The organism is Parabacteroides faecalis, assembly GCF_022809355.1.
Lineage (GTDB): Bacteria > Bacteroidota > Bacteroidia > Bacteroidales > Tannerellaceae > Parabacteroides > Parabacteroides faecalis.
In genome coordinates this window covers 88181-113331 of record NZ_JAKZMM010000007.1, presented here as the reverse complement: position 1 = coordinate 113331, position 25151 = coordinate 88181, and the positions used below count along the sequence as shown (strand labels likewise).

Genomic DNA, 25151 nt, shown 5'->3' with positions numbered 1-25151 from the left:
TATTTTGATTGATATACAGTGGACAAATATACAACTTATTTTTCATGTGCGCCTTCGGCTTTCCTTGAAAATACTAACCGATCGCTTTCTTCAACGACTCAAGTGCCTGATTCAATATCGAACGCGGACAACCGATGTTCAAGCGCATAAAGCCTTCGCCTTCTTTTCCAAACATGGTTCCATCGTTCAGGGCCAATCCGGCTTTGTCTTCAAACAATTGAACCAGTTCCGATTGAGTTAACTTCAGTTCCCGACAGTCAAGCCAAACCAAGAAAGAAGCTTGCGGACGATACACCTTGATCTGCGGAATGTTTTTCTTCAGATATTCATCCACAAAGTTTACATTCTCAATAACGTATGAACGCATCTGCTGCAACCATTCGGCTCCATACGTATAAGCTGCTTTTGTGGCGGTAAAAGCAAAGATAGTACCTGCATTCAATTCTCCTGCTTCCAAGAAAGAATAGAATTTCTCTCTTATCCGACTATCCGGAACAAGGGCATACGAACTAACAATTCCAGCAATATTGAAAGTCTTACTTGGTGCCATAAACGTCACACTGCAAGCAGCTGCTTCTTCCGAAACCGTAGCAAACGGATGATGTCTGAACTGCGGATAGGTCATCTCTGCATGGATTTCATCCGAAATAACCAGAATTCCATGAGCCGAACATATCTGAGCCAACTTCACCAATGCTTCTTTTTCCCATACAACTCCACCCGGATTATGCGGGTTAGAAAGGATAAGCATTTTGCAGTCCTTATCAATCAGGCTTTCCAACTGCTCGAAATCCATCTTATATACACCATCTTCAAGCTTCAATGGATTATAAACCACTTCGCGTCCCATACGGGTCGGGACCAAACGAAACGGATGATATACTGGAGGTTGTATGATTACTTTATCTCCCGGTTGGGTAAAACACTGAACGGCTAATCCGATGCCTTTCACAATGCCGGGAATATAAGAAATCCACTCCCGTTCTGTCTTCCAATGATACTTATAGTCCAGCCAAGTCTGGATACTTTCATAGTATTCATCGTCATCGAATGTATATCCGAAAACAGGATGTTCACAACGTTTCTTCAAGGCTTCTACAATAAAATCCGGAGTTGCGAAATCCATATCCGCTACCCATAAAGGTATCAGATTTTCTTTTCCCTGATAAGCATTCTTCAGTCCATCGTATTTTACACAACTGGTTCCCTTACGGTCTATTATCTCATCAAAATTATAATGTTTCATTTCCTTTATAATATCTATATCTTTTTAGGGGACAAAAATAATATAAATCACGAATCTATATTCATATTCACCTGATTCTTTTCTGGCTTTCTCAGACAGACCAATCTATTGGAGTCATGCCGTGTTGCACCAGAAAAGCATTCGCCTTACTGAAATGACGGCATCCGAAGAAACCATGATCAGCCGAACGCGGAGAAGGATGAGCCGCGGTTAATATCAAATGTTTATGCTGATCGATCAATGGTATCTTCTCTTTAGCATAAGCGCCCCACAGCATAAAGACCAAATGTTCCCGTTCTTCGCTCAACAAGCGGATAACGGCATCGGTGAAAGTTTCCCATCCTTTCCCTTTATGCGAACCGGTTTGATAGGCCCGGACGGTCAAAACCGTATTCATCGAGAAGACTCCCTGTTCAACCCACTTATCCAGACAACCGGAAACAGGCATAGGAAGTCCCAGATCAGTATGGATTTCCTGATAGATATTGAACAACGAACCTGGAATCGGCGTATGTTCCGGTACGGAAAAGCAAACGCCGTAATATTGTCCCGGAGTCGGATACGGATCTTGTCCTAAAATAACGACTTTGACTTGTTCAAACGGACAGGCATTAAAGATATGGAATATCTGTGATCCTTTGGGAAGTACATGATAATGCGCATATTCATCTTTCACAAAGGCCGCCAACCGGGCAAAATAGGGTTGGTCAAATTCCTTCTGAAGTCTTTTCTGCCAACTGTCTGCTATTTTGACTTGCATATACAATCTCCTTGCTAAAAAGGTTCTTATTCATTGACCGTACCTCGTACCAGATCGTAGACTTCCCCGGCTTCGGTCATCAGATCATATTCATAAACTTTCAGCAACAACGGGTATTGCGGTTGAATTTCATCAGAGACTAAGGGCTCTTTTATCTGGGCCGTTTTATAAAATGGATTCGGATTTTCTCCTTTTGCCTCAGTAAGTCCCTTTCCTTGTAACGGCACATACGAACGAATCCGTAAAAGTCCGCCCAGACGAGCATGAATCCTACCAGACATAAACTGCCCATTCTTCCATTTCATATCAACAACAAATCCACCACGAGCTACCAGACCTTTTACTTCGCCTTCCTGCCAGGCATCAGGTAAAGCAGGTAAGACATGCAATGCTCCGTCGTGACTTTGTAACAACATTTCGGCAACACCGGCCGTATAACCAAAGTTTCCATCAATCTGGAAAGGCGGATGTGCATCCAACATGTTCGGATAGATACGGCCCTGCGGATACTTATCTTTTACCTCATCACTTGGCAACAATTCCAACAGGTTATTGATCATCTTAAATGCATGATTCCCATCCAGCAGACGTGCCCAAAGATTAATTTTCCAACCCATCGACCAGCCCGTTGCTTCGTCACCTCGTTGAATCAACGTATTCTTTGCTGCCTGAAACAAAAGCGGATGGGAATAAGGCGAAACCTGATTACTGGGATAAAGGCCATACACATGCGAAATATGTCGATGCTGATCTTTGGGATCGTCGGCATCTTCCAGCCATTCCTGCAACTGATTGTATCTTCCGATCTGCATCGGAGGCAACTGTTCCAACATTCGCTGCAATGAGTCCTGATAAGCAACCGGTTTTCCCAATATTTCCGCTGCTTCTTTCGCCTGATTCAATACATCAAAGACGATTTGATTATCCATGGTACATCCAGCTGTAATGGTTGATGCCTGGTTGACATCTTCTCCGCCCGGACCATGTTCGGGAGACATGGACGGAGCACTGACCATCCAGCCATATTGCGGGTGTTTTACCAGGAAGGACAAGAAGAAATCGGCGGCACCTTTTAGAACCGGATAAGCTTCTTTCAGGAAGGCTTTATCTCCCGTATATAAATAATGTTGCCACAAATGAGTTGAAAGCCAGGCACCTCCATTGGGCCATGTCCCGTAAAAAGCATTATCCACCGGACCGGTTATCCGCCATAAATCCGTATTATGATGAGCCACCCAACCTTTGGCTCCATACATAACCCGAGCCGTTTCCTGTCCGGTTACCGACAGCTCTTTCAACATCGCAAACAGCGGTTCATGCGTTTCCGATAAGTTGGTTACCTCGGCCGGCCAGTAATTCATTTCCGTATTGATATTGATCGTATATTTCGAATCCCACGGGGGCAACAGCATATTATTCCAAATACCCTGTAAGTTGGCGGGCTGTCCACCGGGTTGCGACGAAGAAATCAGCAGATAACGGCCATATTGAAACATCAACGCCACTAAAGGTAAGTCATTTCCTTCCTGAAACCGGGCTATGCGTTCGGTTGTTTCCAACTGTTCGGCTTCACTTTTTCCCAAATCCAACGACACTCGATTGAACTGTTGCTGATACCGACTTATATGATCACGACGGGCTTTCGTATAGTTTTTCTGCATGGCCGACGACAACTGTTGGGAAGCCTTTTTCCCTTCATTCGCGTTGACGGTCTTATAATCGACAAAGTTTGTGGCAGCCGTCACATACAACGTTACCGTATCTGCATCTTCTATATAAATGTGCTGGTTATCCAGTTTCATTTTTCCTCCAGACACATCAGCTTGCGTTTGCGTTTCCACTTCAATAACACCCCGGATTCCTTCATGATCCGTTCCCCTACTCTGCATAATCAGTTTCTGCCCTTTTCGCAAAATCTTGCTTTTCAACGGAGAATCATATCCGATTGTCAGATCCAGTTGTCCCGACTTATCAGCCATATACCGGATGATCACAACAGGATCAACCTGCGAAGCAAATACTTCCCGCTTATAATGCACGCCATCCGCCTGATATTGCGTTGTCGCTATGGCGGTTTCCAGATTCAAATCCCGATAATAATCCGACACTTGTTCAGGCGAAGTCCCTTCAATTACCAAGCTGCCCAACGTCAGATAAGGCATTCCATGCGAAGTACTGTAAAAAGTCTTGTCGATCAACTTTTGGGCATCTGCATTCTTTCCGGCAAAAATCAGGTGTCTGACCGAATCCAGATGGGCAAGAGCTGCCGGATTATCGTTCCGATGCGGACCACCAGCCCAAAAGGTTTCTTCATTCAACTGGATCTCTTCTCGTTCGATTCCACCATAAACCATGGCTCCCAAACGGGAATTTCCCAAAGGCAATGCTTCCGACCAGCGTTCGGCTGGCTGCTTATACCATAATTTCCATCTGCCCGTATCCGACACAGAGGTTTCTTTTTGGGCCTGACCATAATAAGGCAACAAACTTATACAAGCCCAAAGGACATACATGAGGTTGTTTTTCATACGTTTTTCTTTATCCGGCTTTCATTAATACATACATTGGCAAATGTAGTCATTTCAGTAAGTAAAAAATACAGATCCCGTCTATTATTTTTATTTACTTCCTGAATCATTCTTTAGTTCACGATGCGGATTACTTAGTTCACGTCGTGGATTAAGTAGTTCACGTCGTGGTTTACTTAGTTCACGCCGTGAACTAAAGAATTGACTACATGAAATCACATTTTCACTGCCTGTTTCCTCATCTTTATCCGATTGTAATCCCGGATTTAATCGCCTCCGAAAATTTATTACCGGACGTATGCTCCGTTTAATCCGGGAATTCATGTATCTTTACCCTACGAATCAAACAGGATTTATATGGAGAAGTATATACAAGGCGATCTTTTTTCTTCCGACAAGGTAGACAAGACGACCGACAAGACGATAGTAGTTCAGACCGGAAAGAACGCTTCATTGGACGAACTGTTTGTCCGACTTTCCCAATCGAACTTCCGAAGCCGCTTTGCCCTGAAGGCGAAAGACAAGGCCTATATTCAGGAAAAAGGATGGGACACAATCCGTCAACATGCCGCAGACTTCATCCGGAAACGCCTGGCTCCTGCCTTCATTCCCAACGACGGACAACAAACTCCCATGCGGGGACATCCTGTATTCATTGCCCAACATGCCACGGGTTGTTGCTGTCGTGGTTGTTTTTCCAAATGGCATCACATACCTGCCGGCAGAAAACTGACCAGTGAAGAACAACAGTATGCCGTCGCCGTGATCATGGAATGGATACGAAGGCAATTCGATCCGAAACCTATTGCAAAAACACCTATACATATTCACATGAAAACAATTCTTGAAACCGAACGGCTCATCTTGCGCGAACTTGTACAAGAAGACTATAACGACCTCTGCCGGTTACTGCAAGACGACGAAACAATGTATGCCTATGAAGGCGCTTTCAGTGACCAGGAAGCACAAGCCTGGTTGGACAAACAGCTAAACCGTTACCAAACTTATCACTTCGGATTATGGGCAATGATCCGAAAAGATACGCAGGAATGGATCGGGCAATGCGGCATCACCATGCAAGCATACAAGGATCAGGAAGTTCCCGAAATAGGTTACCTGTTACAACGCCGGTACTGGCACCAAGGATATGCCACCGAGGCAGCCATCGCCTGCCGGGAATACGGCTTTAATACATTACAATTCCCGGCATTGTATTCCATCATCCGAGATACCAATCAGGCTTCCCAGCGCGTAGCCCTCCGCAACGGGATGCAACCGATTGACACAATCATAAAACATTACCGGGGAATCTACATGCCTCATTATGTATTTTGTGTCAGGAAAGAAGAAACATCACCGACAGTCATTCCATAAATGCAGTCAAAATCCCAAGTAATCCCGGAAGAATGTTATATAATATAAGGTATATAGACAAGGAGGTAAAGAAAAACACTTGTTCTCAAAGGGCAAAAATCCTATCTTTGCCGATAAAGAGAGAAGGAAAAGATAACCGTTTATTCTAGCCAAATATCAAGGCCAGAAATCGGTTCCGTTTTTAATCACCTTAATACAAACATTGTATGCAAACCATTTTGATTGTTGAAGATGAGAAAAGAGTAGCCGACTTACTGAAAATCGGCTTGGAAGAGAACGGATATCAAACCATGGTTGCCTACGACGGAGCCATGGGTTTACGCCTTTTCCAATCCAACTCGTTCCAACTGGTCATCTCAGATATTATTCTTCCGAAACTGGATGGTTTCGAACTATGTAAGGAAATTCGGAAATTAAACGAACGAATTCCTATCCTGATGTTGACAGCCTTGGGTTCGGCCGACGATAAGCTGGAAGGATTCGATGCCGGAGCCGACGATTATATGGTCAAACCCTTCGATTTCCGTGAATTGAATGCGCGTGTCAAAGTATTATTGAAAAGAAATGCAGAAACAGTGGTCAGACCTCCCGAACAGATAACCTATGCTGATTTATCTGTCAACTTGAATCTGCGCGAAGTAACACGAAACAATATCGCTATCAAACTATCTCCGAAAGAATACAATCTGCTTTTATACATGCTGGAGAATGCAGAGAAAGTTATTACCCGCGTCGAGATAGCCGAAAAGGTTTGGAATACTCACTTCGATACAGGGACTAATTTCATCGATGTATATATCAACTATCTCCGTAAAAAGATAGATAAAGACTTCGGCAAAAAGCTGATTCACACAAAACCCGGAGTAGGATTCATTTTATCCGATAAGCTATGAAAATACGCACGGCTCTCACACTCAAGAATACCGGAGCAACAGCGACGGTCTTTCTACTCTGTATGCTGATGATTTACTTCGTCAGTGAACATACCCGCAGTACTACATTCTTCCATGACCTGAGAAGTGAAGCCATTACCAAAGCCCACTTGTTTCTTCAGAGCCAGGTGGATGCACAAACCATGCAATCCATTTACCTCAACAACAAGCAATTCATCAACGAAGTAGAAGTAGCTGTCTATACAACCGATTTTCGGATGCTTTATCATGATGCCATACAGAATGACATCATAAAAGAAGATAGGGCGATGATAAACCGTATCTTGCAAGAAAAGGAAATAGAATTCTATATCGGCAAATACCAAGGACTCGGTATGCTTTACTCGTTTCAGGGAAAAGACTATATCGTTACAGCCGCCGCTTACGACGGTTACGGCTACAACAACCTGTACGAACTGCAAAAGACATTGTCTGTCCTTTTCATCGTAGGACTGACCTTACTCTTTATCGTTGGCTACTTACTGGCCCGGTTTTCCCTGAAACCTATCAGAGATATCGTGCAGGAAGCAGAAACGATTACCAGTTCACAAATGGACCGACGTTTACCGGTCAAGAACGAAAAAGACGAATTGGGCGAACTGAGCATTACATTCAATGCTTTGCTGAATCGGCTGGAAGCTTCTTTCAACTCCCAAAAGATGTTCGTCAGTAATGTTTCCCATGAAATGCGGACACCATTAGCAGCCCTGATTGCCGAACTGGATTTGTCTTTACAAAAGGAAAGAAGCGAACAACAATACAAAGAAGCCATTCAGCATGCATTACAAGATGCCCGAAGAATGACCAAGCTCATTGACGGTCTTCTTAATCTGGCCAAAGCCGACTATCAGAAAGAACAGATCAAGATGCAGGAAATCCGTTTGGATGAACTTCTGCTCGACGTTCGGGAATATATTCTGAAAGCACATCCGGAATACAATATCCATCTCTTGTTCGTAGAAGAAGATGCAGACGACGACCGCCTGATTACAGTCAAGGGGAATTTATATCTGCTCAACATTGCCTTTTCCAATTTAATAGAAAACAATTGCAAATACTCGGCCGATAAATCGTCGTTCGTTCAAATCTCTTATTGGGATAAATGGAGCATTATCCGTCTTTCCGACGATGGTATTGGCATGACGGATACCGAAAAAGAAAAACTCTTCACCTTATTCTACCGCGGAGAACAGGAAAAGCAAGTAGAAGGACACGGCATTGGGATGACTTTATCCCAAAAGATCATCCATCTTCACCAGGGAAGCATTGCCGTACATTCCCAACAAGGCGAAGGAACAACTTTTATCATCGAACTACCGCACATCTAACAAGCCTTGTTTCAGGTACGAACCATGTTTCTAATAGTTTTCTAATAGCACTCTAATAGTTTTCTAACAGGTACCAGAAAGAGCCTTGCCTACTTTTGTGTCGTCAAAACGAAACATAGTAGTAACGCTTAATAAATTAAAGGTACAATGTGGAAGAAAAAGAAACAAAAAGAGCAATTCTCTTTTAATACGGAAAAGGTATTTTTAGCTGCTACTCAACCACTGGGTTCTGTCTTCAGTTATTTCCAGACAAGCCGGATCGGATTAACGTCGGAAGAGGTAGAAAAAAGGTTATCCCACTACGGAAAGAACGAAGTAGAACATGAACAGAAAAAGAATCCGTTCTCAACCTTCATCAAAGCTTTCATTAATCCTTTTATCGGTGTTCTGACCGGTCTGGTTGTTATTTCCTTTTTCCTTGACATTCTATTAGCCGATCCGGGAGAACAAGACTGGACTGCCATTATTATCATTTCAACCATGGTGATCTCCAGTGCCATTCTCCGATTTTATCAGGAATGGAAAGCCAACATGTCAAGCGAAGCTCTGTTGAAGATGGTAACAAACACTTGCTATGTCAAACGAAGTGGTACAAGTGATGAAGAAATAAATATAGCCAACCTGGTTCCGGGCGATATCATTCACATAGCAGCAGGCGATATGATTCCGGCAGATATCCGTATCATCGAAGCCAAAGACTTGTTTGTCAGCCAATCTTCTCTTACTGGAGAATCAGATCCTATCGAGAAACATGCCGAGGTAAAAGAAGGGAAATATCATAAAGGAAGCGTCATTGAGTTAGACAACATCTGTTTCATGGGTTCGAATGTCGTCAGCGGATCCGCAACGGGTATTGTGTTCGAGACTGGAAACAATACATACTTGGGAACCATTGCTAAAAGTATTGCCGGTCATCGTGCAGCTACTGCCTTCGATAAAGGAATCAGTAAGGTTAGTTTTCTGTTGATCCGCTTTATGCTGGTTATGATTCCTTTTGTTTTCCTCGTGAATGGATTAACCAAAGGAGACTGGCTGGAAGCCTTCATCTTTGCGATTTCGGTAGCAGTTGGATTAACGCCTGAAATGTTACCCATGATTGTTACGGCGAATCTTGCCAAAGGAGCCGTGGCGATGTCGAAGAAGAAGACCATCGTAAAAGATTTGAATGCCATTCAAAACTTCGGAGCCATGAATATCCTTTGTACGGATAAGACCGGCACACTTACTTGCGACCAGATTGTATTGGAGAAATATATCAACGCCGATGGCAGCAGTGATCACGACAAACGTATATTACGACACGCTTATTTCAATAGTTTCTTCCAGACAGGATTAAAGAACCTGATGGATAAAGCCATTCTTTCACACATCAAAGAACTTGGTTTGGAGTATCTGAAAGAAGATTATAAGAAGGTGGATGAAATACCATTCGACTTCACCCGTCGAAGAATGTCGGTCGTCGTTGAAGACAAACAAGGGAAAAGACAAATTATTACCAAAGGAGCCGTAGAAGAAATGCTGGAAATCTGTTCACATGCCGAATTCGACGGTTCGGTTCATCCTTTTACTTCCGCCCTGAAAAAGAAGGCGCAGGAAATCAGTTTGCAAATGAATAAACAAGGTATGCGCGTTCTTGCCATTGCCCACAAAAGTTATTTGAGCAAGGCTTCCGATTTCTGTATTGAGGACGAACAAGACATGGTATTAATAGGTTTCCTGGCATTCTTGGATCCACCTAAACAATCAGCGGCAAGAGCCATCAAACAACTACATGAATATGGAATAGAGGTTAAAATATTATCCGGTGACAACGATGCAGTCGTACAAACCATTGCCCGGCAAGTAGGAATCGACACCAGCAATGCGCTTACAGGTATTGAGCTGGAAGCCATGAACGAAGAAGAACAGCATAAAGCGGTCTGTGAGACAACTGTCTTTTCCAAGCTCACACCTATGCAGAAGACACAAATCATCACGTTGCTTCAAGACCAACAAAACACAGTTGGCTTCTTAGGCGATGGCATTAATGACGCAGCGGCTCTCCGCCAGTCGGATATTGGTATTTCGGTCGATTCGGCAGTTGATATAGCTAAAGAAAGTGCCGACATCATTTTGCTGGAAAAAGATCTGATGGTATTGGAAGATGGAGTCTTGGAAGGCAGAAAGACATTTGGAAATATCACCAAATACATTAAGATGACGGCCAGTTCCAATTTCGGAAACATGTTCAGTGTGATGGCAGCCAGTGCTTTCCTTCCGTTCCTGCCCATGCTCCCGATACACTTGCTCATACAGAATTTACTATATGATATTTCACAAACAACCATCCCTTTTGACCGGATGGATGCGGATTATCTAAAGAGTCCTCGCAAATGGGAAGCTTCTGATTTGAGCAGATTCATGATATTTATCGGTCCGATCAGTTCCATCTTTGACATCTTGACTTACCTCGTCATGTGGTATGTATTCAGTTGTAACAGCATCGGACAGCAGACTTTATTCCAATCCGGCTGGTTCATCGAAGGGCTTCTTTCGCAAACATTAATTGTACATATGATCCGTACCCGAAAGATTCCTTTCTTCCAAAGCTGTGCTTCCTGGCAAGTAACGGGAATGACTTTTCTGGTCATGGCAATCGGCATCCTGATACCATTCTCTCCAATCGGACATTCTATTGGATTAGAGCCGTTACCTCTCAGTTATTTCCCTTGGTTAATAGGAATCCTGTTATCCTACTGCATACTGACTCAAATTATCAAGAACTGGTATATCAAACGATTTGTAAAATGGCTATAATGAACCATGATGAGAAAAATAATTGTATGTTTAACGATGACGGTAGCTGCGATTGGCAGCCACCGCCTCGTTGCCCAGAGCTTGGATCTGAATTATATAACAGAATTAGAGACTAACTTCCACAAAGGATTTAAATGGATCAATCTGCTTCGGACAGATCTGTGTTTTCCAGTCAACAATCAGATAGGATTTGAATTAGCATCCTTCAGCGTATCAAAGACCAGTGATACATACATCGCAAATGACTTACAGACTTTTTCTAACATCGATACAGAAAACATTCCATGGACACTGGCTGTTCTAGGCATCAATTGGCAGATGAAAAACTCTTCTCTCTTCATCGGCATACGTAATGTCAACGAAGACTATTTTACTTCGCCATGTACGGCCTTGTTTACAAATAGTTCCTGTGGTATTTTTCCTACTATTTCGGCTAACTATCCAATAGCCAATTATCCGGTAGCTTCGGTTGGAATAGATTATAAACTAAACTTGAAGAAATGGTTTCTCGAAACCTCTATTTACAACGGAACCGGATACCGGAACTTATCAGGTAAAGAAAACATTTTCCGCTTTTGTCCACAAACAGACGGAATATTCAGTATCACATCCTTAAATTATCAAAACTATGGCAACAGTTATTTTATGGGTATTGCTTTATATAACGGGATGTTTCCTAGTAATGAAGTGGGAAACCAAGAAGAAACAATCAAGACACAAAAGAAAGGAATGAACGCTACACTATGGACTTATGCAGAACAAACATTAGTTCCCCAAGTGAAAGTATTGGCTCAATATTCAATCAATACCCCAAGAAACAAAGGATGCCGATATTACCTCGGTACAGGTTTGATCTTATCTACAACCCGATCAGAAGGAGGTTTCTTTATTGACTACGCAGACTTTTCTTCCATGGGAGAATGCGCTTGCGAAATTACCTGGAAATTTCCTTGCCTGAAAAACGGATATTTACAACCGGCCTTGCACTTCATTAAAAACACATACGGACAAAAACTGGTCGGCATGATCCGATTCGGTTACAACTTGAATTGGAATGCACATAAATCCCAATCAACTTTCTGATCCATTCTACTATTCGAAGCAGAAACACTTTAGCTTTTTTCAGTAACGAGTTAATAACTTGCAATTTTATTGAAACAGATGTTCGATAAATTACGGCAAAGTTTACGAAGACCAACAGAAAAACCAAGGAAAAGCAGAGGATTGAAGTTTTGGTAGTTGCTTTTATCTTATCAGATGGAAAAGTTATATTTTTGTTGCTACATTTATTTAAAGTCATGAATAATAACATTTCAATCTATATAAATCTACGCTCCAAACAGATTGTGCGTATACTTGTAGGCATCGGACCGTTCCGGTGTCTGTTTCTTCTTAGTATGGCGACCATGCTGTTTTATGTAAGCACTAAAGTAACAAATGTGTGGATATTGCCAGTGTGTTATCTGCTTATACTTTGGTTGTATCATAACGGGAGAAAGGACAAGGAGTTTCTGTATTTACAGGAGCATGGAGTCAAAAGATTATTTATAGCAGAGTATTTATTGCTCAGTTTACCGTTTGTTATTTCTGGGATTATTGCTACTAATTACATTTCTGTACCGATTATCATACTGACTGCGGTTATTATGCCGTGGATACATTCTATCAGGTATCATACCATCGTTCTGCCTTTGCCTTTATTATACAGCGGAGACTTGTTGTATAGAAGGATGTTTCGAAAGCAAGTACCAATGTATGCGGTATTGCTCATTCTGTCTTTCATGGGAGTACTGCATAACAATATCAATCTCTGTAAAGTATGCCTGATATTCTGGGGAATTATTCAGGGAACAGCATATATGGTGACACCACCGAAGCATGAACTTTCTGTTTATAACGGCCTCAGCATGTATCAGCTGATGTTAGTTAAATCAGGTCTGAGGAATATGTCTATAACCATGTTTCCTTTTATCCTACTTATGCTTGTGCTTATACATGATACAGATACTATGTATTTCTGCCTTGTATTGTTTTCTTCAGCCATGCTTTATCTTTGGAATATGGGAATGGCAAGATTCTCCTTTGAGACACAAGCTGTAATGGGGATATACTGGTTACTTTTACCATTACCTTTGTTTTTAGTTTCAATTATGATCCCTATTGTACTGATTCCCTATTTGGTTTTGAATATTGGTCTGACTCTTTCGGTCAAGAAAAAATATAAGCATATATGGAACTGATATATATAAAAGATTTGAGCAAGGCATACGGTAAAACGAAAGTCCTTGACAACCTTTCCGTTTCTTTCGAATCCGGAAAGATCTACGGATTGGTGGGAGAAAACGGAGCCGGAAAGACAACACTTTTCAACTGTATTATGGGAGCAACTGATTATGACGGTGAGATAAGGAAATCATCCCAAATAGAAGTTGGCTATATGCCGGCTGAAAGTTTTTTCTATTCCCTCATTACCGGAAAAGAATATATTGAATTCTGTATTAAAGCCAAAGGAAAGAAGATGGATGCTAAAGCCATAGATTCCTTGAATAAAATCTTTCAACTGCCACTGGAAAGATTCGCTTCAGACTATTCTACCGGGATGAAGAAAAAGCTCGCGCTTATGTCCTTGCTCCTTCAAGATAATGACCTGTACATTCTTGACGAACCTTTCAACGGAGTTGATCTTTACGGATGTATTCAACTAAAAAGAATTATTCGGGATTTGAAAAACAAAGGGAAGACTATCATAATATCATCTCATCTTATCAATACATTACATGAACTATGTGATGAGATTGATTTTCTACATAGTCATTGTATTCGAAAAAGATATATTCATGCATCAATTGATGAGATAGAGAAGGAAATACTTAATATGGTAGAATTTAAAACAACATAGAGAATATGTATTTTATCCTATCTAAATAATCATCAAATTCACGCATTATTTTTTACAAGTCCAATATTATATTATAAAACCATACTTAATACAGAAATAAGAATAGCTAATACAAATAAAGTATATCTCAATTTCTTATTTTTTATCATACAAGCGATAGATATTAAGCAAAGTGAAATTATAACCAATAACATAATTTATTAATGATTTCAAGTTGAATTTTCCGTTGCAAAACGAAGCCAATTATATTGGCTTCACTACTTTAGTAGATAATAAAAAAGGGAATAAATCTCGTAATTACTTGATTTACACCCTTTCAGCGGAGAGAGAGGGTTTTGAACCTATGACTCTAACCGCTTATATTTCAGCTACTTTGCTTTCAAAATTTCAAATAGGTAACGAAACAGTAACGATTTTCAACCGTTAAGCCTGTCCAACTTTGACCGCTGTTTGTCTGCCTAACTTTCGGGTTCAAAGATACGGCATTCTTTTGAAACTCGCAAATATCTGATAATAAATATTTTTGGGTTAGTGCAAGGTGCAAGCTATATATATAAATATATACTTGCACCTTGCACTAAAAAAAAGCACTGGGGTACAAATGGTTAAAACAAAATCCGTATCTTCGTAACCGATTAAAAACAAACGTGTATGATAATAACTAACCGTGAAGAAGTAATAGATAAAGCGTTCGGAGTATTTGTCAGGATGAACTACGAGAAAGCAAGCATCATCACGCTTGCCAAAGCCTGCGGAGTGACAAAAACGGGCATCGTTTATTATTTTCCGCACAAGCTGGATTTATTCATGGCTGTGGCAGACAAATACGTGCTAAAAATGCACGAACCGGGAAACAAGTTTGCCGCTCCTGCCGATACGTTGGAGAAGTTCATCGGGCAATACGTGGCGGGGGTAGCCGCTTCCATGAAAAGGATTGTTGAACTGATTGACGATAATAGCAGCCCGCATGATTGTAGCCCTAACTTCTACTACTTTCATTTCCTGTCACAAGTGCGTATGTACTATCCGGGCATCAGGCAGAAAATTGAGAAAATCTACCGACAAGACTATGACCTATGGGAGAAAGTCATACAAAAAGCAAAAAACAGCGGGGAAATCAGAAACGACACGGACGTGAAGAAAACGGCTACCATGTTCCGGCAAATGTTTTTAGGACTGTCATACGAACAAGCATTTCTGAACGGTCTAAACGTGGACGAACTGGCAGAAAACTTTCGCTATATCTATTCGCTGCTTAAAGCCTGATACAGTTTTGTTTTTTTAACTTCTATTATTTTTGAACGTATGTTCAAAATGTGGCGTTTTTGTTTTATCTTTGGAGCATGAAGCAAAATTCAGCGACATGGATAAGGTTCAGAAACAAAGAGGAAGCATCGTGCTACACAAAGAAACAAGGGACGGTGCAGACTACATACGGATAGAATATGCGAACAGTCAGGCTGTAACCCAACTGCTCGCCCAAGACACGGGTATGGAAATGGCTGGCAACGGCTCTGCATACATGGCATCAGCCGCTTTCAGCCTGCCGGATTTCTACGACCGCTATTCGCCCCACGCCTATATTGATTACAGCCGGGTTTACGTGCGGCATCCCAAACCTAAAAGGGAATACACACTGCCGAAAGGCTACCTCGAACTGCTGGAACAGAAGCGTTACAGCCCCTCGACCGTCAAAACATACCGTGCCTATTTCAGCGACTTCATGGAATATCACAAGGGACGGAACATCGACCGCCTGAAAGTGCCGGACATCAACAAGTACATACTCTATCTTGTGAACGAGAAGAAAATCTCGGTGTCGCAACAGAATATGCGCATCAATGCTATCAAGTTCTATTACGAACAGGTGAAAGGCGGCAAACGGCAATACTACGGCGGTATCACCCGTGCCAAAGAGTACAAGAGCCTGCCCGAAGTGTTGAGCAAGAATGAAATTAAGCGCATCCTTGCACAAATTTCCAACATCAAGCATCACTGCATGATTTCGTTGGTTTACTCTGCCGGACTTAGAAGAAGCGAATTGCTTAACCTGACCCCGCAGGACATCAACAGTGAAACAATGTCGGTTCGTATCATGGGCAAGGGGAAGAAATGCCGTTATTCACTCCTTTCGCCCAAGTTGCTGGAAGAACTACGGCACTACTTTCGGGAATATCGTCCACAAAAATGGTTGTTTGAGGGCGAAACACCCGGAGAGCAATATTCGGCAAGTGCATTGGTGAAAGTGCTGAAAGAAGCCGCACATCGTGCAGGCATCAAACACCGTGTACACGTACACATGCTGCGCCACTCCTTTGCCACACACTTGCTGGAACAGGGAACAGACCTGCACACGATACAGGAATTGCTGGGACACAACGACATCAAGACCACAACCATTTATCTTCATGTGTCAAGTGCCCATAAAGCAAAAATCCCTAATCCTCTTGATACACTGGATAATTCGTGAGGTGCAGTTATAGAAGTGTAGGAACGACACCATAAGGTGCGGTTATAAATAACATTACTGATAATATATATGAACAAAGATATATTAAAAAAAGAATTAGACAAGCTGGGTGTTAATCCAAATGAATATTCGCTTAATGGGAACATTGAGTCGGACAAAATAGTCCTATATCAAAATTATAGCAAATGGGAAGTTTTTTATTTTGATGAACGTGGAGGACGGAATTGCGAAAAAGTTTTTTGTAATGAAGAGGATGCTTGTTCATATATTTATGAATTATTTAAGTCTAACAAATAATATCAGTAACACGCACCTAAATCGCCTAAACAGCGATTAGCTGCCAGCCATTAACATCAAGACGGTGTACCATATATGGAAACAAGAATTAAGTACAAAGAATGTTCTTCATCCCTTATTAGCATATGAATATAAAAAATAGGAATGACTATATTAGTCTAAAAAAAGAACTTAGATTCAATAGCTCTGATTATCAAGATACGCAGGTTGTTGATATGACACAAAAAGCGGTAGATTATGCTTATGACAATTTGAAAGAGCCTGAAAACATCTATGAAGGATATGACATAGAGTTTGAAGCTGAAATTACAGATATTGCATTAAGCATAGATGCCCATTTACAAAAAAACAAGAAGAATAAAAAATCACACGTTATCCGAAAGTTTATATTAGATGTTATTAACACCGAAAAATACAAAAAAGGGAGAAGCGGATTTATTTACTTGCTTTATATCCTAAAAATGGATGATAGCTTAAAACAAATTGCCATTGAAAAAAAGGATTTTTGGAATTCATCACGCATGGCGTTTCAATTGCTGTATGCTTTATATCGACGGAAAATAAGAGGATTTTCACAAGAGGCAGAAACGTTAATAATGAATTTTCCCAAAGATACAGAATTGAAACAATATGCCTATAAATATATTGAACAACAGACAAATGAAATATATAAAATCTTGTGATTATGGTGTATGGTACACTGATGTGAAAATAAAATATGATGTTAACGAAGCAGGATAACGGACAAGCCATTCCCTGCTGAACCATTAATATTAAATCTGTTATGAGTTGGTATAAGTATTGGTATTACACAATTTTCTTTATTTATGATTCCTTTGGTAAAGACAGAGAACAGAATAAGGCATTTTCTGTGGTGTGTTTTAGTTTTATCATATATATGATATATAGCTTATTGGGAGCTTATACAAATATGATGCTTGAATACTCAATTCTAAAGTATATTGCGCATCCTTGTTCACATTTCATTTTTATAATAATGATTTATTGCTTTAATGGATTCTTGTTTTGGTCGGAAAAGAAAGCAAGGATAGGAAGAAGCATTTATCGGGAAAAGAATGAGAAAAAGAAGAATGTGATTTGTATCATGCTAACATTAGTGATTTTTGTAATATACTTTATTTGTGCGTTTTCTTACAAAGGAAAATTTATGTATATACCAAATTGAAATACCCAACAAAACAATATTAACAAGGAAAGATAACCCCTAAACGGTGTTCCTTTCCAACCCATTAGTAATAACTTGATAAACATAAACGAAGTATGAATGTAAATGAGATTATTTCTAAAATCAACAATATGAATCTTCAATCCGAAGAAGATTTGCAAGAGGTAGAATCTGTTTTAACTGAAATGGATAATGCTTTAATTGAGCCTTTATTTAGATTGCTTGAAAGGCATCCACATTTCAACTTTGGCAATCCCGGTCGTGTAGTCCATTATTTGGAAAAATTTGATGATGGCACTTACGCTCCGTTTTTATATGCTTCTATTCATAGAGTGCCTACTGAATATAATATATGGATGCTTAACAGATTCTTAAACTCTCTTGACACTTCCGAAAAATCAGAAGGCATAGATATTTTAGAAGAAACATTGCAGAAAGATATTGATGAAGGACTTAGAGAATGGGTAAATGAATGTTTGGATGAACAGAAAGAGGAATGAATTATTACTAACAAGCCAAGTTAGCTGCTGAACGCAGCTCCTTGTCAAGCCATTATAAACAATATGTATCGCATTGCAAACATAGTACTATTTGTTCTTGCCATTTTCGTGGTAATGGGTTGCTCTTGTAGTAAAACTCTGTGTGAACGTAACATACAAGATGATATACTCAATATTGATAAATTCCGTAAACAAAGTAAAAAAGAGTACCGCTATATAGAAGAAGATGCGGAAAGATTGTTTGCAAATTCGGCAGCGGTTTATCCCGATACATTATACCGCCAACAATATACTTCATTGCAAGGTTATTTCTATGGAGAAACTGGATTTGACTTATATTGTATATGGTATGCACAGTTTAATGCCAATAATAGGAAACACTATCGTTGTGAACGTAAGACATTAAACAAAATATTCTATTGTGTAAATGATATGTTGAGATGTATTGCCGGGGGCGGAACTGGCTTTGCACATGAAACATACCGCATACCAGCATACACAGAATATTACATCTATAAATATCAGAATATGGAAGCCAATAAACAGTACCAAGATAATGACATAAGCCAAACGATTTCAAATTTATGGCAGATAATGGCTACATATAATAACGAAGATATGCCCTTTGAAATATTAGCTTATAAAATGAAATACATATATGAAAATGTGGAATATATAAAATCATTACTTACTGCTGAAATATATAATTATTGCCTGCAAGAATATATGTGCAGACTAATAAACGAAAATGTAAGTGAGCAAGAACAATTAAGTTTATAACAACGAAAGATAGCATCTGACGATGCTCCTTTCTAACCATTAATGGTAATAAGGTATATGATAGACTATTTATATTATAGGTTTTATAGATTATGGCTTCATTCTTCTGTATCGGAAGGAGCCACATTTTTGGCAATGCTTTTGTTTTCGGTCATGTTAAGTACAAATGTATTAACCGCATGGGGTATATTAACCCAATACGGAATCATTGATTATCCGTCCGATACTCAATACTATATCATTGAAGGCAGTTTAATAGCATTGCTGTGTGGCAGATTTTTCTTCAAGAAAAGGTACAGAAGAATTATAACCAAGTATGAGGATGAAAACTCTGTGCAACGTAAAGTTGGAGTGTGGGCACTTACTGTATATATAGTGGCAACCTTTATTTGCTTTTTCATAGAGGCATTGCACAGACAAGGAAAAATATAATTTACCATTAACGAAGCAGGATAACGGACAAGCCGTTCCCTGCTGAACCATTATCAACCATAAAGCGCACAAATATGTACGAGAAATTTTTAGAAAAGAACCTCAATAGTATCAGACAATCAGTAGATGATACCTTTATTGCTAAATATGCCGATTTGTCTTATACCGAACTGACTACTTTATGGCAAGAAGTCGGGCTGGGCAGTTATTGTGACGGGATGCTTAAAATCATAAATCCGTCTGATTACCAATATGTGCTAAACTCTTGTTATGTCATGGAGTATTATAAATCGTTTCTGCCGTTCATGTGTACGGCTTTCGGTGATGTCTTTGCCTACGTAAAGAACCCGAAACTGAATAACTACATCGTTTATCTGAATGTCAGATACGGAACGTATTTAATACTCCCTGATAATCTTACAGTACTTCTTAATAAGATAATTTTCAATCAAAGTTTCTTGAAAGGTTGGTTTGATTTAGAAAATTATCCTGTAATACAAGAGAAACTCGGAACGCCTAACATTGATGAATGTTTCGGGTATTCCCCTCTATTGGCAATGGGTGGAAGTGAGAACTTTGAAAATATTGAGATAGTCAAGACACTTCCATACATTGATATTAGCACGCAAACAATCGGCAGATTTAAGCGGTCTGATAAACTTTGAGGTTAGAACAGGTTGATAACAACGCAGGATAACGGACAAGCCGTTCCCTGCTAACCATTAGCATTAACATGCGACTTAGAAAAGTTAATATGAAAATAATAAATTGGACATTACTTTTTCTTGCAACGCTTTTTTGTAGTTTGGATAGCGTGAAAGCAAGCCCATTGCTGCAAGATACTATACGGGATGCAACCTACCAGCTTTATCCGTTAGGGGTTGCTTGCCGCAACAATGATGTGGAAACCATAAAACAGTTGCTGGCAGCAAAAGATGAACCTATGGCAATGGGTAACGATTGTTACGAGTTTGATATACTCTATACGGCAATCTACTTTGACAAAGAAGATGTACTAAAATATGCCCTTACCAGATACAAGGACATAAACGATAGAGTATATAGCGATGAGTATGGACTTACGCTCCTGACATACGCCTGCAAATTGTCTAACGTAAAGTTAGCCCATATCTTGCTGGAGCATGGCATTAACGTAAATGGTTACCAAAGTCCATGCGACACCTATAAAATATATCCGATTATGGAAGCCATTGCCAATAATAACATAGAACTGGTGAAGTTGCTTTTAGAATATCATGCAGACCTTGATATAAAAGATAGTAACGGCAGCACCCCTCTTGCTTTGGCTAAGGAAACAGGTGTAAAAGAGATTGAAAATTTACTTTTGCAATGGATGAAACAAAAAAAATAATGCTAACAACGCAGGATAACGGACAAGCCGTTCCCTGCTAACCATTAATAATAAATGAGTTCGTAAAAAAAAGATTCACATAAGATGGAAAGAATAAAAACAATAGCATTTAGAGGTGGCAACGATTTAATTGCCAGTTTACAGCTATGTATTGACCGGATTAGTTATACGATTCCTGATGTCATGAATCGTATATCAGGTCAATATAATGTTAGATGTGTGTTTGAAAAGGTTGAAAACCAATTAACCTTTAGTGATTCCATTTTAGGCGAACTAATAAATCAAACTTATTTGGGGAAAGTCTATATCAATGACAAGTCAGATATACGATTGCTTTCTCCGAATAGTGGTTTGTCTGAACATAAAATAGATTTTAGCTTACAAGGAGAATTTAATATAGATGTTAAGATTTTTAAGGACAAGCCTGTTCACACCTTGCCCGCTATTGATGTTCTTCCAATACCTGTTGAAATTATCACTATTTACTTCTATTTTTCAGAAATGAAACTAAATGAAAATTTGGTTTACTCTATATCTGACAAATACTTTGATTCTTATGATTATCTCGGCTTCATTCTTGTGGACTTAGCAAAAATGGAAGAAATAATAACTCGAAAATATGGCAATCGGAAGTTGGACTTAATAGACGAATTTTCCAATACAGAGCTAATCGATGAACTGTTCAGCCAAGAAATAATCATGATAACTTGGGGTATTCATCCCTATTCTTATCCGATTTACAGTTCTGAAAATGTTGATTCTATCCGTCCTTTATTGGGGCGAGAGTATAAGCAAGAGGGTCGCTTTTACATCAAGGAAGACATAAGAGAGTTGAGTTTAATTCCGGGCTACGAATTAAGGAAGTGGCCGGAATTTACACAAAAAGAATGGACTAAAATATCATTGAATGGCAAAGGAAAAATAGCACACTTAACTCCTTATATCCTTGAAGATTATGAATTTGAAACAGTATTAGTTTCATTTCTAATTCATAGAAGCGAGGGGTGCTTAAAAGAAAGTATTCCTCTGCTAAATGTGAATCTTTTATACGAATAACATTGTAATTATTATTAACGAGCCAAGATAGCTGCTGAACGCAGCTCCTTGTCAAGCCATTAAAGGCATGAGGAAATTATTAGAGAAATATTACAACATCAATTATTACTGCACTTATAAGCTGCTGTTTTTCATTTTTTGGAGGATGCTAAACCCTTTGTATTGGCTAAGCCTCTTGAAATGGGACAACCGCTACATAAAATGGTTAGTTTCGACTGGTAAGAAAATAGAAGAAGGCGGAATGGATAAAGGCATCTATCTTCCTTACAGCACTATGGCACTTAGCACCCCATGTTTCATCAGCCTTTGGATATGTTGTCTTGTCTGCCTTGCTTACATCAAGATTTTCAGGATAAGCCTATTAAGCATTTTGGGAAACGGTGTCTTTATTTTGCTTTTGATACTCATCGGGATATGCGGATATTACGTCAATGAGATATTCTTATTAAAGGGGGACAAATACAAGAAGTATTTCGCCGAGTTTGACAAAAAGAAAAAGTATTTGCTCTATTACAGTATCTATGTCGTTTCTCTGATTATCCAGTTTGCAACCTTTTATTTGTTGTTTAGTAGTGTATGAGGAAATTCTAATTGAAAAGTAAAAATAATTATGAGCTATATTGAAGCAGAACGATTGGGAAGAGTTCTTATATGGGCATGGAACAAGTATGTGAAGAAAACTGCCATTCCTTACAAGGAGATTGATTTCCATTATTCGGATTGGGTCTTTCTCCTGACAGGGCTTGTCTTTTTTGGAATTGCGCTGGGTATTATCCTGCTTTATTTTGCTTTTATAAGATAATAAACCATTTACAATGAAAGTGAAGTTAAAATACCCGATATTCAGTTTTGCCCCCAAAGGCAACATGATATACGTGTTTCGCAAGGAAAAACTATACACAACGACCAATACCGAGTTGTTGAAGAAGCGGAAGAACTACATTGTTGTGGATGCAACCGGGACGAAATATGTTGAAAAGGGGGCGCACAAAGTGAAGTGGCAAGGGATATTCGGATATTGCATCAGGATGCAGGGACGTGTGATTTCCATTGAATACGAGTACGGGGACAACCCCGAACCGTTCCCACTACGAAAACTGCAAGAACTGGTAGCGGAACGATACCCCAAGACACGGTGGTTCAAGGAAGAATGCTGGAACAGCGCAGACGAGTTCCGGCAAGCGATTTTCGCCTGCAAGACCTTTGAGGAAGTGGCGGACATACTGATGCCCGAACAAAAAACGAGCGTTTGGCAGCGCATTGAAGAATATTTCCTGCGGGCAGGTTTTCTTATGCTTGCCGCCATGTTCCTTTATCACGTGGTTTGGCGGCTAATCCAAAAGTTTTGGCTATGGGCTACCGGGTAACGTACAGAAAACAAATCAATTTATTCAGATATGGAACAACGGATTACATCATTATTGCTGCCCGCTCCCGAAGCGGAACTGGAAGCGTCCTGCAAGGAACTGGACGAAAAGGTAACATGGCTGCTGCACAACAGCCGGAAAATGGACAACTACTTGGAACTTGAACCGTTCAGCAAGGACGGGCGGCTGTGCGCCCACGTGTGCGACACGCTCAAGAGCCTGCCGGAAACGCCGACACTGGCGACATACAAGGACTACAAGGCAATCATTATCCTGCTGGGTATGTCCACCACCCATTACGCCATACTGGACGAACTGGCGGAACAGCACCGCAAGCGGGACGAGATACCCGAACTGACCGCCTACTGCGATGCGCTCCACTGGATGCGACCGGGACGGCAGTACCTCTGCAACGTGTACAACACGGTATGCCACGCTTTCCACCTGCTACGGAGAAACCCGGTAAGGGACAACCGCCTGCTGGTGACGGAAAAGGAACTGCGCCACGCCGAACGGATGCTGCCGGAGCTGGGCAGGCAGACATTCACCGAAATGGTGCGTCTGAAAGGCTACATGGTCTATGATGCCGAGCAACTGGCGGACAAATGCGGCATGGAATACGGCTCGTTCCGACGGAAGGTAAAGAAAATGACCGGGTACACGGCTAAGGAATGGGTGATAAAGGAGCGTGCAAAGGACGTGGAACACTACCTGAAGAACACCAACCTCACACTTACCGAAGTGGCGTTCACCACCGGGTTCGCATCGACATCGAACCTGAACGACTTTTGCAAGGCTTACTTGCTGGACACACCGGGCGAGATACGCAGAAAAGCGCAGGAAACAAGAAAATGCACAGTTACAAGAACGTAATGTGAAAAATCAAGAATAAAACAGATTTTTTATGCCCGTAACTTTGTGCTTCATAAAAGATAAGCACAAGGTTATGGAACATAAGATACCGTTGGAAACATACTTCGCCGGACTGCTTCAAAAAGTGGAATGGCAGATACAGGAATACGAGGACACCGCAGCGGACACGCTGACGCTCTGCCGCCTGTGCGTGGACTACCTGCAAGAGATACTGGGCGAACTCAAAAACTTTATAATCTCCTACCCGTTCGCCAGCACGGAAGAGGAAATACACTTCTTCAAGGAACTGAAACCGCTTTTAGCGAGCAAAATCATCTATTACAACACCGTTTACAAGATAGAGGTGCGCTTCCCCAGCGGCAGCGAGGAAGTGCAAAGGGACTACCTGCTGTCGGAAACCGACCGGATTTCAAAGTCGTTCCAGCGGAACTTGGCGTTCTACCAGTACCACCGAACGAAAGCCACCTACTTGGACAGGCAGTATTTCATGCGTGGGAAGCCTGACATACAAATCATCGTGGACAGTTTCTATTACGAAACAGACCCACAGTTCAGCACCAGTCACGATTTCAAGGTAGCCAAGATTTTAGCCAACGAACTGCTGGAAATATACCTCACCAACCGTCTGCACGAGCTGGAACGCCGGGAACAACGCAAGCGGGTGAAGAACGGCTTCATGGGAAAGGTGTTGCGCTGGACGGGGACGAAAAGGGCGTTGGTGGAACTTATCTACGCACTGGACGCCTGCGGCTGTCTGAACAAGGGGACGGTTGATATTAAGGAGATTGTAGCCTACTTTGAATACGTGTTCGACATCGACCTCGGCGACTTCTACCACACCTACATGGAACTAAAAGCCAAGACCAAAGACCGAACGGGCTTCCTCTCCACCCTGAAAGACAGGTTGCTGATGCGCATGAGGGAGCAGGATTAGGCAACCGTGCTTTAACAAAAT

Annotated in this window: 25 protein-coding genes and 1 pseudogene; 23 read left to right on the top strand and 3 right to left on the bottom strand. The window is 40.8% G+C overall.

Annotated features, from left to right (window positions below; all coding sequences use genetic code 11):
• Positions 1–73: 73 nt before the first annotated feature.
• From MUN53_RS04260 to MUN53_RS04250, 3 genes are all read right to left on the bottom strand, one after another.
• Complete coding sequence (locus tag MUN53_RS04260; RefSeq protein ID WP_243323547.1) at positions 74–1246, bottom strand: MalY/PatB family protein; 1173 nt, start codon at positions 1244–1246, stop codon at positions 74–76.
• 91 nt (positions 1247–1337) lie between these two features.
• Entirely contained in the window at positions 1338–2006 is a 669-nt protein-coding gene (gene ung, locus MUN53_RS04255; protein ID WP_243323546.1) for a uracil-DNA glycosylase, read from the bottom strand.
• A 26-nt stretch (positions 2007–2032) separates the two neighbouring features.
• The gene (locus MUN53_RS04250; protein WP_243323544.1) at positions 2033–4534 is read right to left on the bottom strand and encodes a glycoside hydrolase family 95 protein; all 2502 of its coding nucleotides are present in this window, start codon (positions 4532–4534) and stop codon (positions 2033–2035) included.
• A gap of 351 nt (positions 4535–4885) precedes the next feature.
• Between MUN53_RS04250 and MUN53_RS04245 the strand changes: the two are divergent.
• The 23 genes and pseudogenes from MUN53_RS04245 to MUN53_RS04135 form a co-directional block, all read left to right on the top strand.
• A pseudogene (locus MUN53_RS04245) lies at positions 4886–5335 on the top strand (DUF4186 domain-containing protein); the annotation flags it as partial.
• Between the two features lie 30 nt (positions 5336–5365).
• Positions 5366–5908, top strand: a complete 543-nt coding sequence (locus MUN53_RS04240; RefSeq protein ID WP_243323562.1) for a GNAT family N-acetyltransferase — start codon at positions 5366–5368, stop codon at positions 5906–5908.
• 206 nt (positions 5909–6114) lie between these two features.
• A complete protein-coding gene (locus tag MUN53_RS04235; RefSeq protein WP_243323543.1) occupies positions 6115–6801 on the top strand; it encodes a response regulator transcription factor in 687 nt (228 codons plus the stop codon).
• On the top strand, positions 6798–8168 hold the full coding sequence (locus tag MUN53_RS04230) for a HAMP domain-containing sensor histidine kinase (RefSeq protein WP_243323542.1): 1371 nt from the start codon (positions 6798–6800) through the stop codon (positions 8166–8168). The genes MUN53_RS04235 and MUN53_RS04230 overlap by 4 nt, the downstream gene beginning before the upstream one ends.
• Positions 8169–8315: 147 nt before the next feature.
• Positions 8316–10964 (top strand): magnesium-translocating P-type ATPase, encoded by a 2649-nt coding sequence (gene mgtA, locus MUN53_RS04225; protein WP_243323541.1) that lies wholly within the window; start codon positions 8316–8318, stop codon positions 10962–10964.
• Positions 10965–10970: 6 nt separating this feature from the next.
• On the top strand, positions 10971–12047 hold the full coding sequence (locus MUN53_RS04220) for a carbohydrate porin (protein ID WP_243323540.1): 1077 nt from the start codon (positions 10971–10973) through the stop codon (positions 12045–12047).
• 314 nt (positions 12048–12361) lie between these two features.
• Positions 12362–13204, top strand: coding sequence for a hypothetical protein (locus tag MUN53_RS04215; RefSeq protein ID WP_243323539.1), 843 nt, complete (start codon positions 12362–12364; stop codon positions 13202–13204).
• Entirely contained in the window at positions 13195–13863 is a 669-nt protein-coding gene (locus tag MUN53_RS04210; RefSeq protein ID WP_243323538.1) for an ABC transporter ATP-binding protein, read from the top strand. Before MUN53_RS04215 ends, MUN53_RS04210 begins: the two co-directional genes overlap by 10 nt.
• 651 nt (positions 13864–14514) lie before the next feature.
• Positions 14515–15129 carry a TetR/AcrR family transcriptional regulator gene (locus tag MUN53_RS04205; RefSeq protein ID WP_065537820.1) on the top strand — a complete coding sequence of 205 codons (615 nt, stop codon included), beginning with the start codon at positions 14515–14517 and terminating at the stop codon, positions 15127–15129.
• 97 nt (positions 15130–15226) lie between these two features.
• Complete coding sequence (locus MUN53_RS04200; RefSeq protein ID WP_065540254.1) at positions 15227–16333, top strand: tyrosine-type recombinase/integrase; 1107 nt, start codon at positions 15227–15229, stop codon at positions 16331–16333.
• Between the two features lie 69 nt (positions 16334–16402).
• Positions 16403–16630 carry a hypothetical protein gene (locus tag MUN53_RS04195; protein ID WP_055168128.1) on the top strand — a complete coding sequence of 76 codons (228 nt, stop codon included), beginning with the start codon at positions 16403–16405 and terminating at the stop codon, positions 16628–16630.
• A 125-nt stretch (positions 16631–16755) separates the two neighbouring features.
• Positions 16756–17313: a hypothetical protein gene (locus MUN53_RS04190; protein WP_138273168.1), complete on the top strand. Its 558-nt coding sequence runs from the start codon at positions 16756–16758 to the stop codon at positions 17311–17313.
• A 598-nt stretch (positions 17314–17911) separates the two neighbouring features.
• Positions 17912–18316 (top strand): hypothetical protein, encoded by a 405-nt coding sequence (locus tag MUN53_RS04185; RefSeq protein ID WP_027202915.1) that lies wholly within the window; start codon positions 17912–17914, stop codon positions 18314–18316.
• Between the two features lie 63 nt (positions 18317–18379).
• Positions 18380–19096, top strand: a complete 717-nt coding sequence (locus MUN53_RS04180; protein WP_016662390.1) for a hypothetical protein — start codon at positions 18380–18382, stop codon at positions 19094–19096.
• Positions 19097–19153: 57 nt separating this feature from the next.
• Positions 19154–19528, top strand: a complete 375-nt coding sequence (locus MUN53_RS04175) for a hypothetical protein (RefSeq protein WP_016274266.1) — start codon at positions 19154–19156, stop codon at positions 19526–19528.
• Positions 19529–19602: 74 nt separating this feature from the next.
• Positions 19603–20193, top strand: a complete 591-nt coding sequence (locus tag MUN53_RS04170) for a T6SS immunity protein Tdi1 domain-containing protein (protein WP_243323537.1) — start codon at positions 19603–19605, stop codon at positions 20191–20193.
• An 89-nt stretch (positions 20194–20282) separates the two neighbouring features.
• On the top strand, positions 20283–20900 hold the full coding sequence (locus MUN53_RS04165; RefSeq protein ID WP_015532925.1) for an ankyrin repeat domain-containing protein: 618 nt from the start codon (positions 20283–20285) through the stop codon (positions 20898–20900).
• Between the two features lie 84 nt (positions 20901–20984).
• A complete protein-coding gene (locus MUN53_RS04160) occupies positions 20985–21956 on the top strand; it encodes a hypothetical protein (protein WP_138293998.1) in 972 nt (323 codons plus the stop codon).
• A gap of 67 nt (positions 21957–22023) precedes the next feature.
• On the top strand, positions 22024–22536 hold the full coding sequence (locus MUN53_RS04155) for a hypothetical protein (protein WP_029427654.1): 513 nt from the start codon (positions 22024–22026) through the stop codon (positions 22534–22536).
• Positions 22537–22566: 30 nt separating this feature from the next.
• Positions 22567–22758, top strand: coding sequence for a hypothetical protein (locus tag MUN53_RS04150; RefSeq protein WP_029427655.1), 192 nt, complete (start codon positions 22567–22569; stop codon positions 22756–22758).
• 13 nt (positions 22759–22771) lie between these two features.
• The gene (locus tag MUN53_RS04145; protein ID WP_029427656.1) at positions 22772–23323 is read left to right on the top strand and encodes a hypothetical protein; all 552 of its coding nucleotides are present in this window, start codon (positions 22772–22774) and stop codon (positions 23321–23323) included.
• A gap of 30 nt (positions 23324–23353) precedes the next feature.
• Entirely contained in the window at positions 23354–24196 is an 843-nt protein-coding gene (locus MUN53_RS04140; RefSeq protein ID WP_029427657.1) for a helix-turn-helix domain-containing protein, read from the top strand.
• A gap of 31 nt (positions 24197–24227) precedes the next feature.
• On the top strand, positions 24228–25130 hold the full coding sequence (locus tag MUN53_RS04135; protein WP_004326095.1) for an RteC domain-containing protein: 903 nt from the start codon (positions 24228–24230) through the stop codon (positions 25128–25130).
• Positions 25131–25151 lie beyond the last annotated feature (21 nt).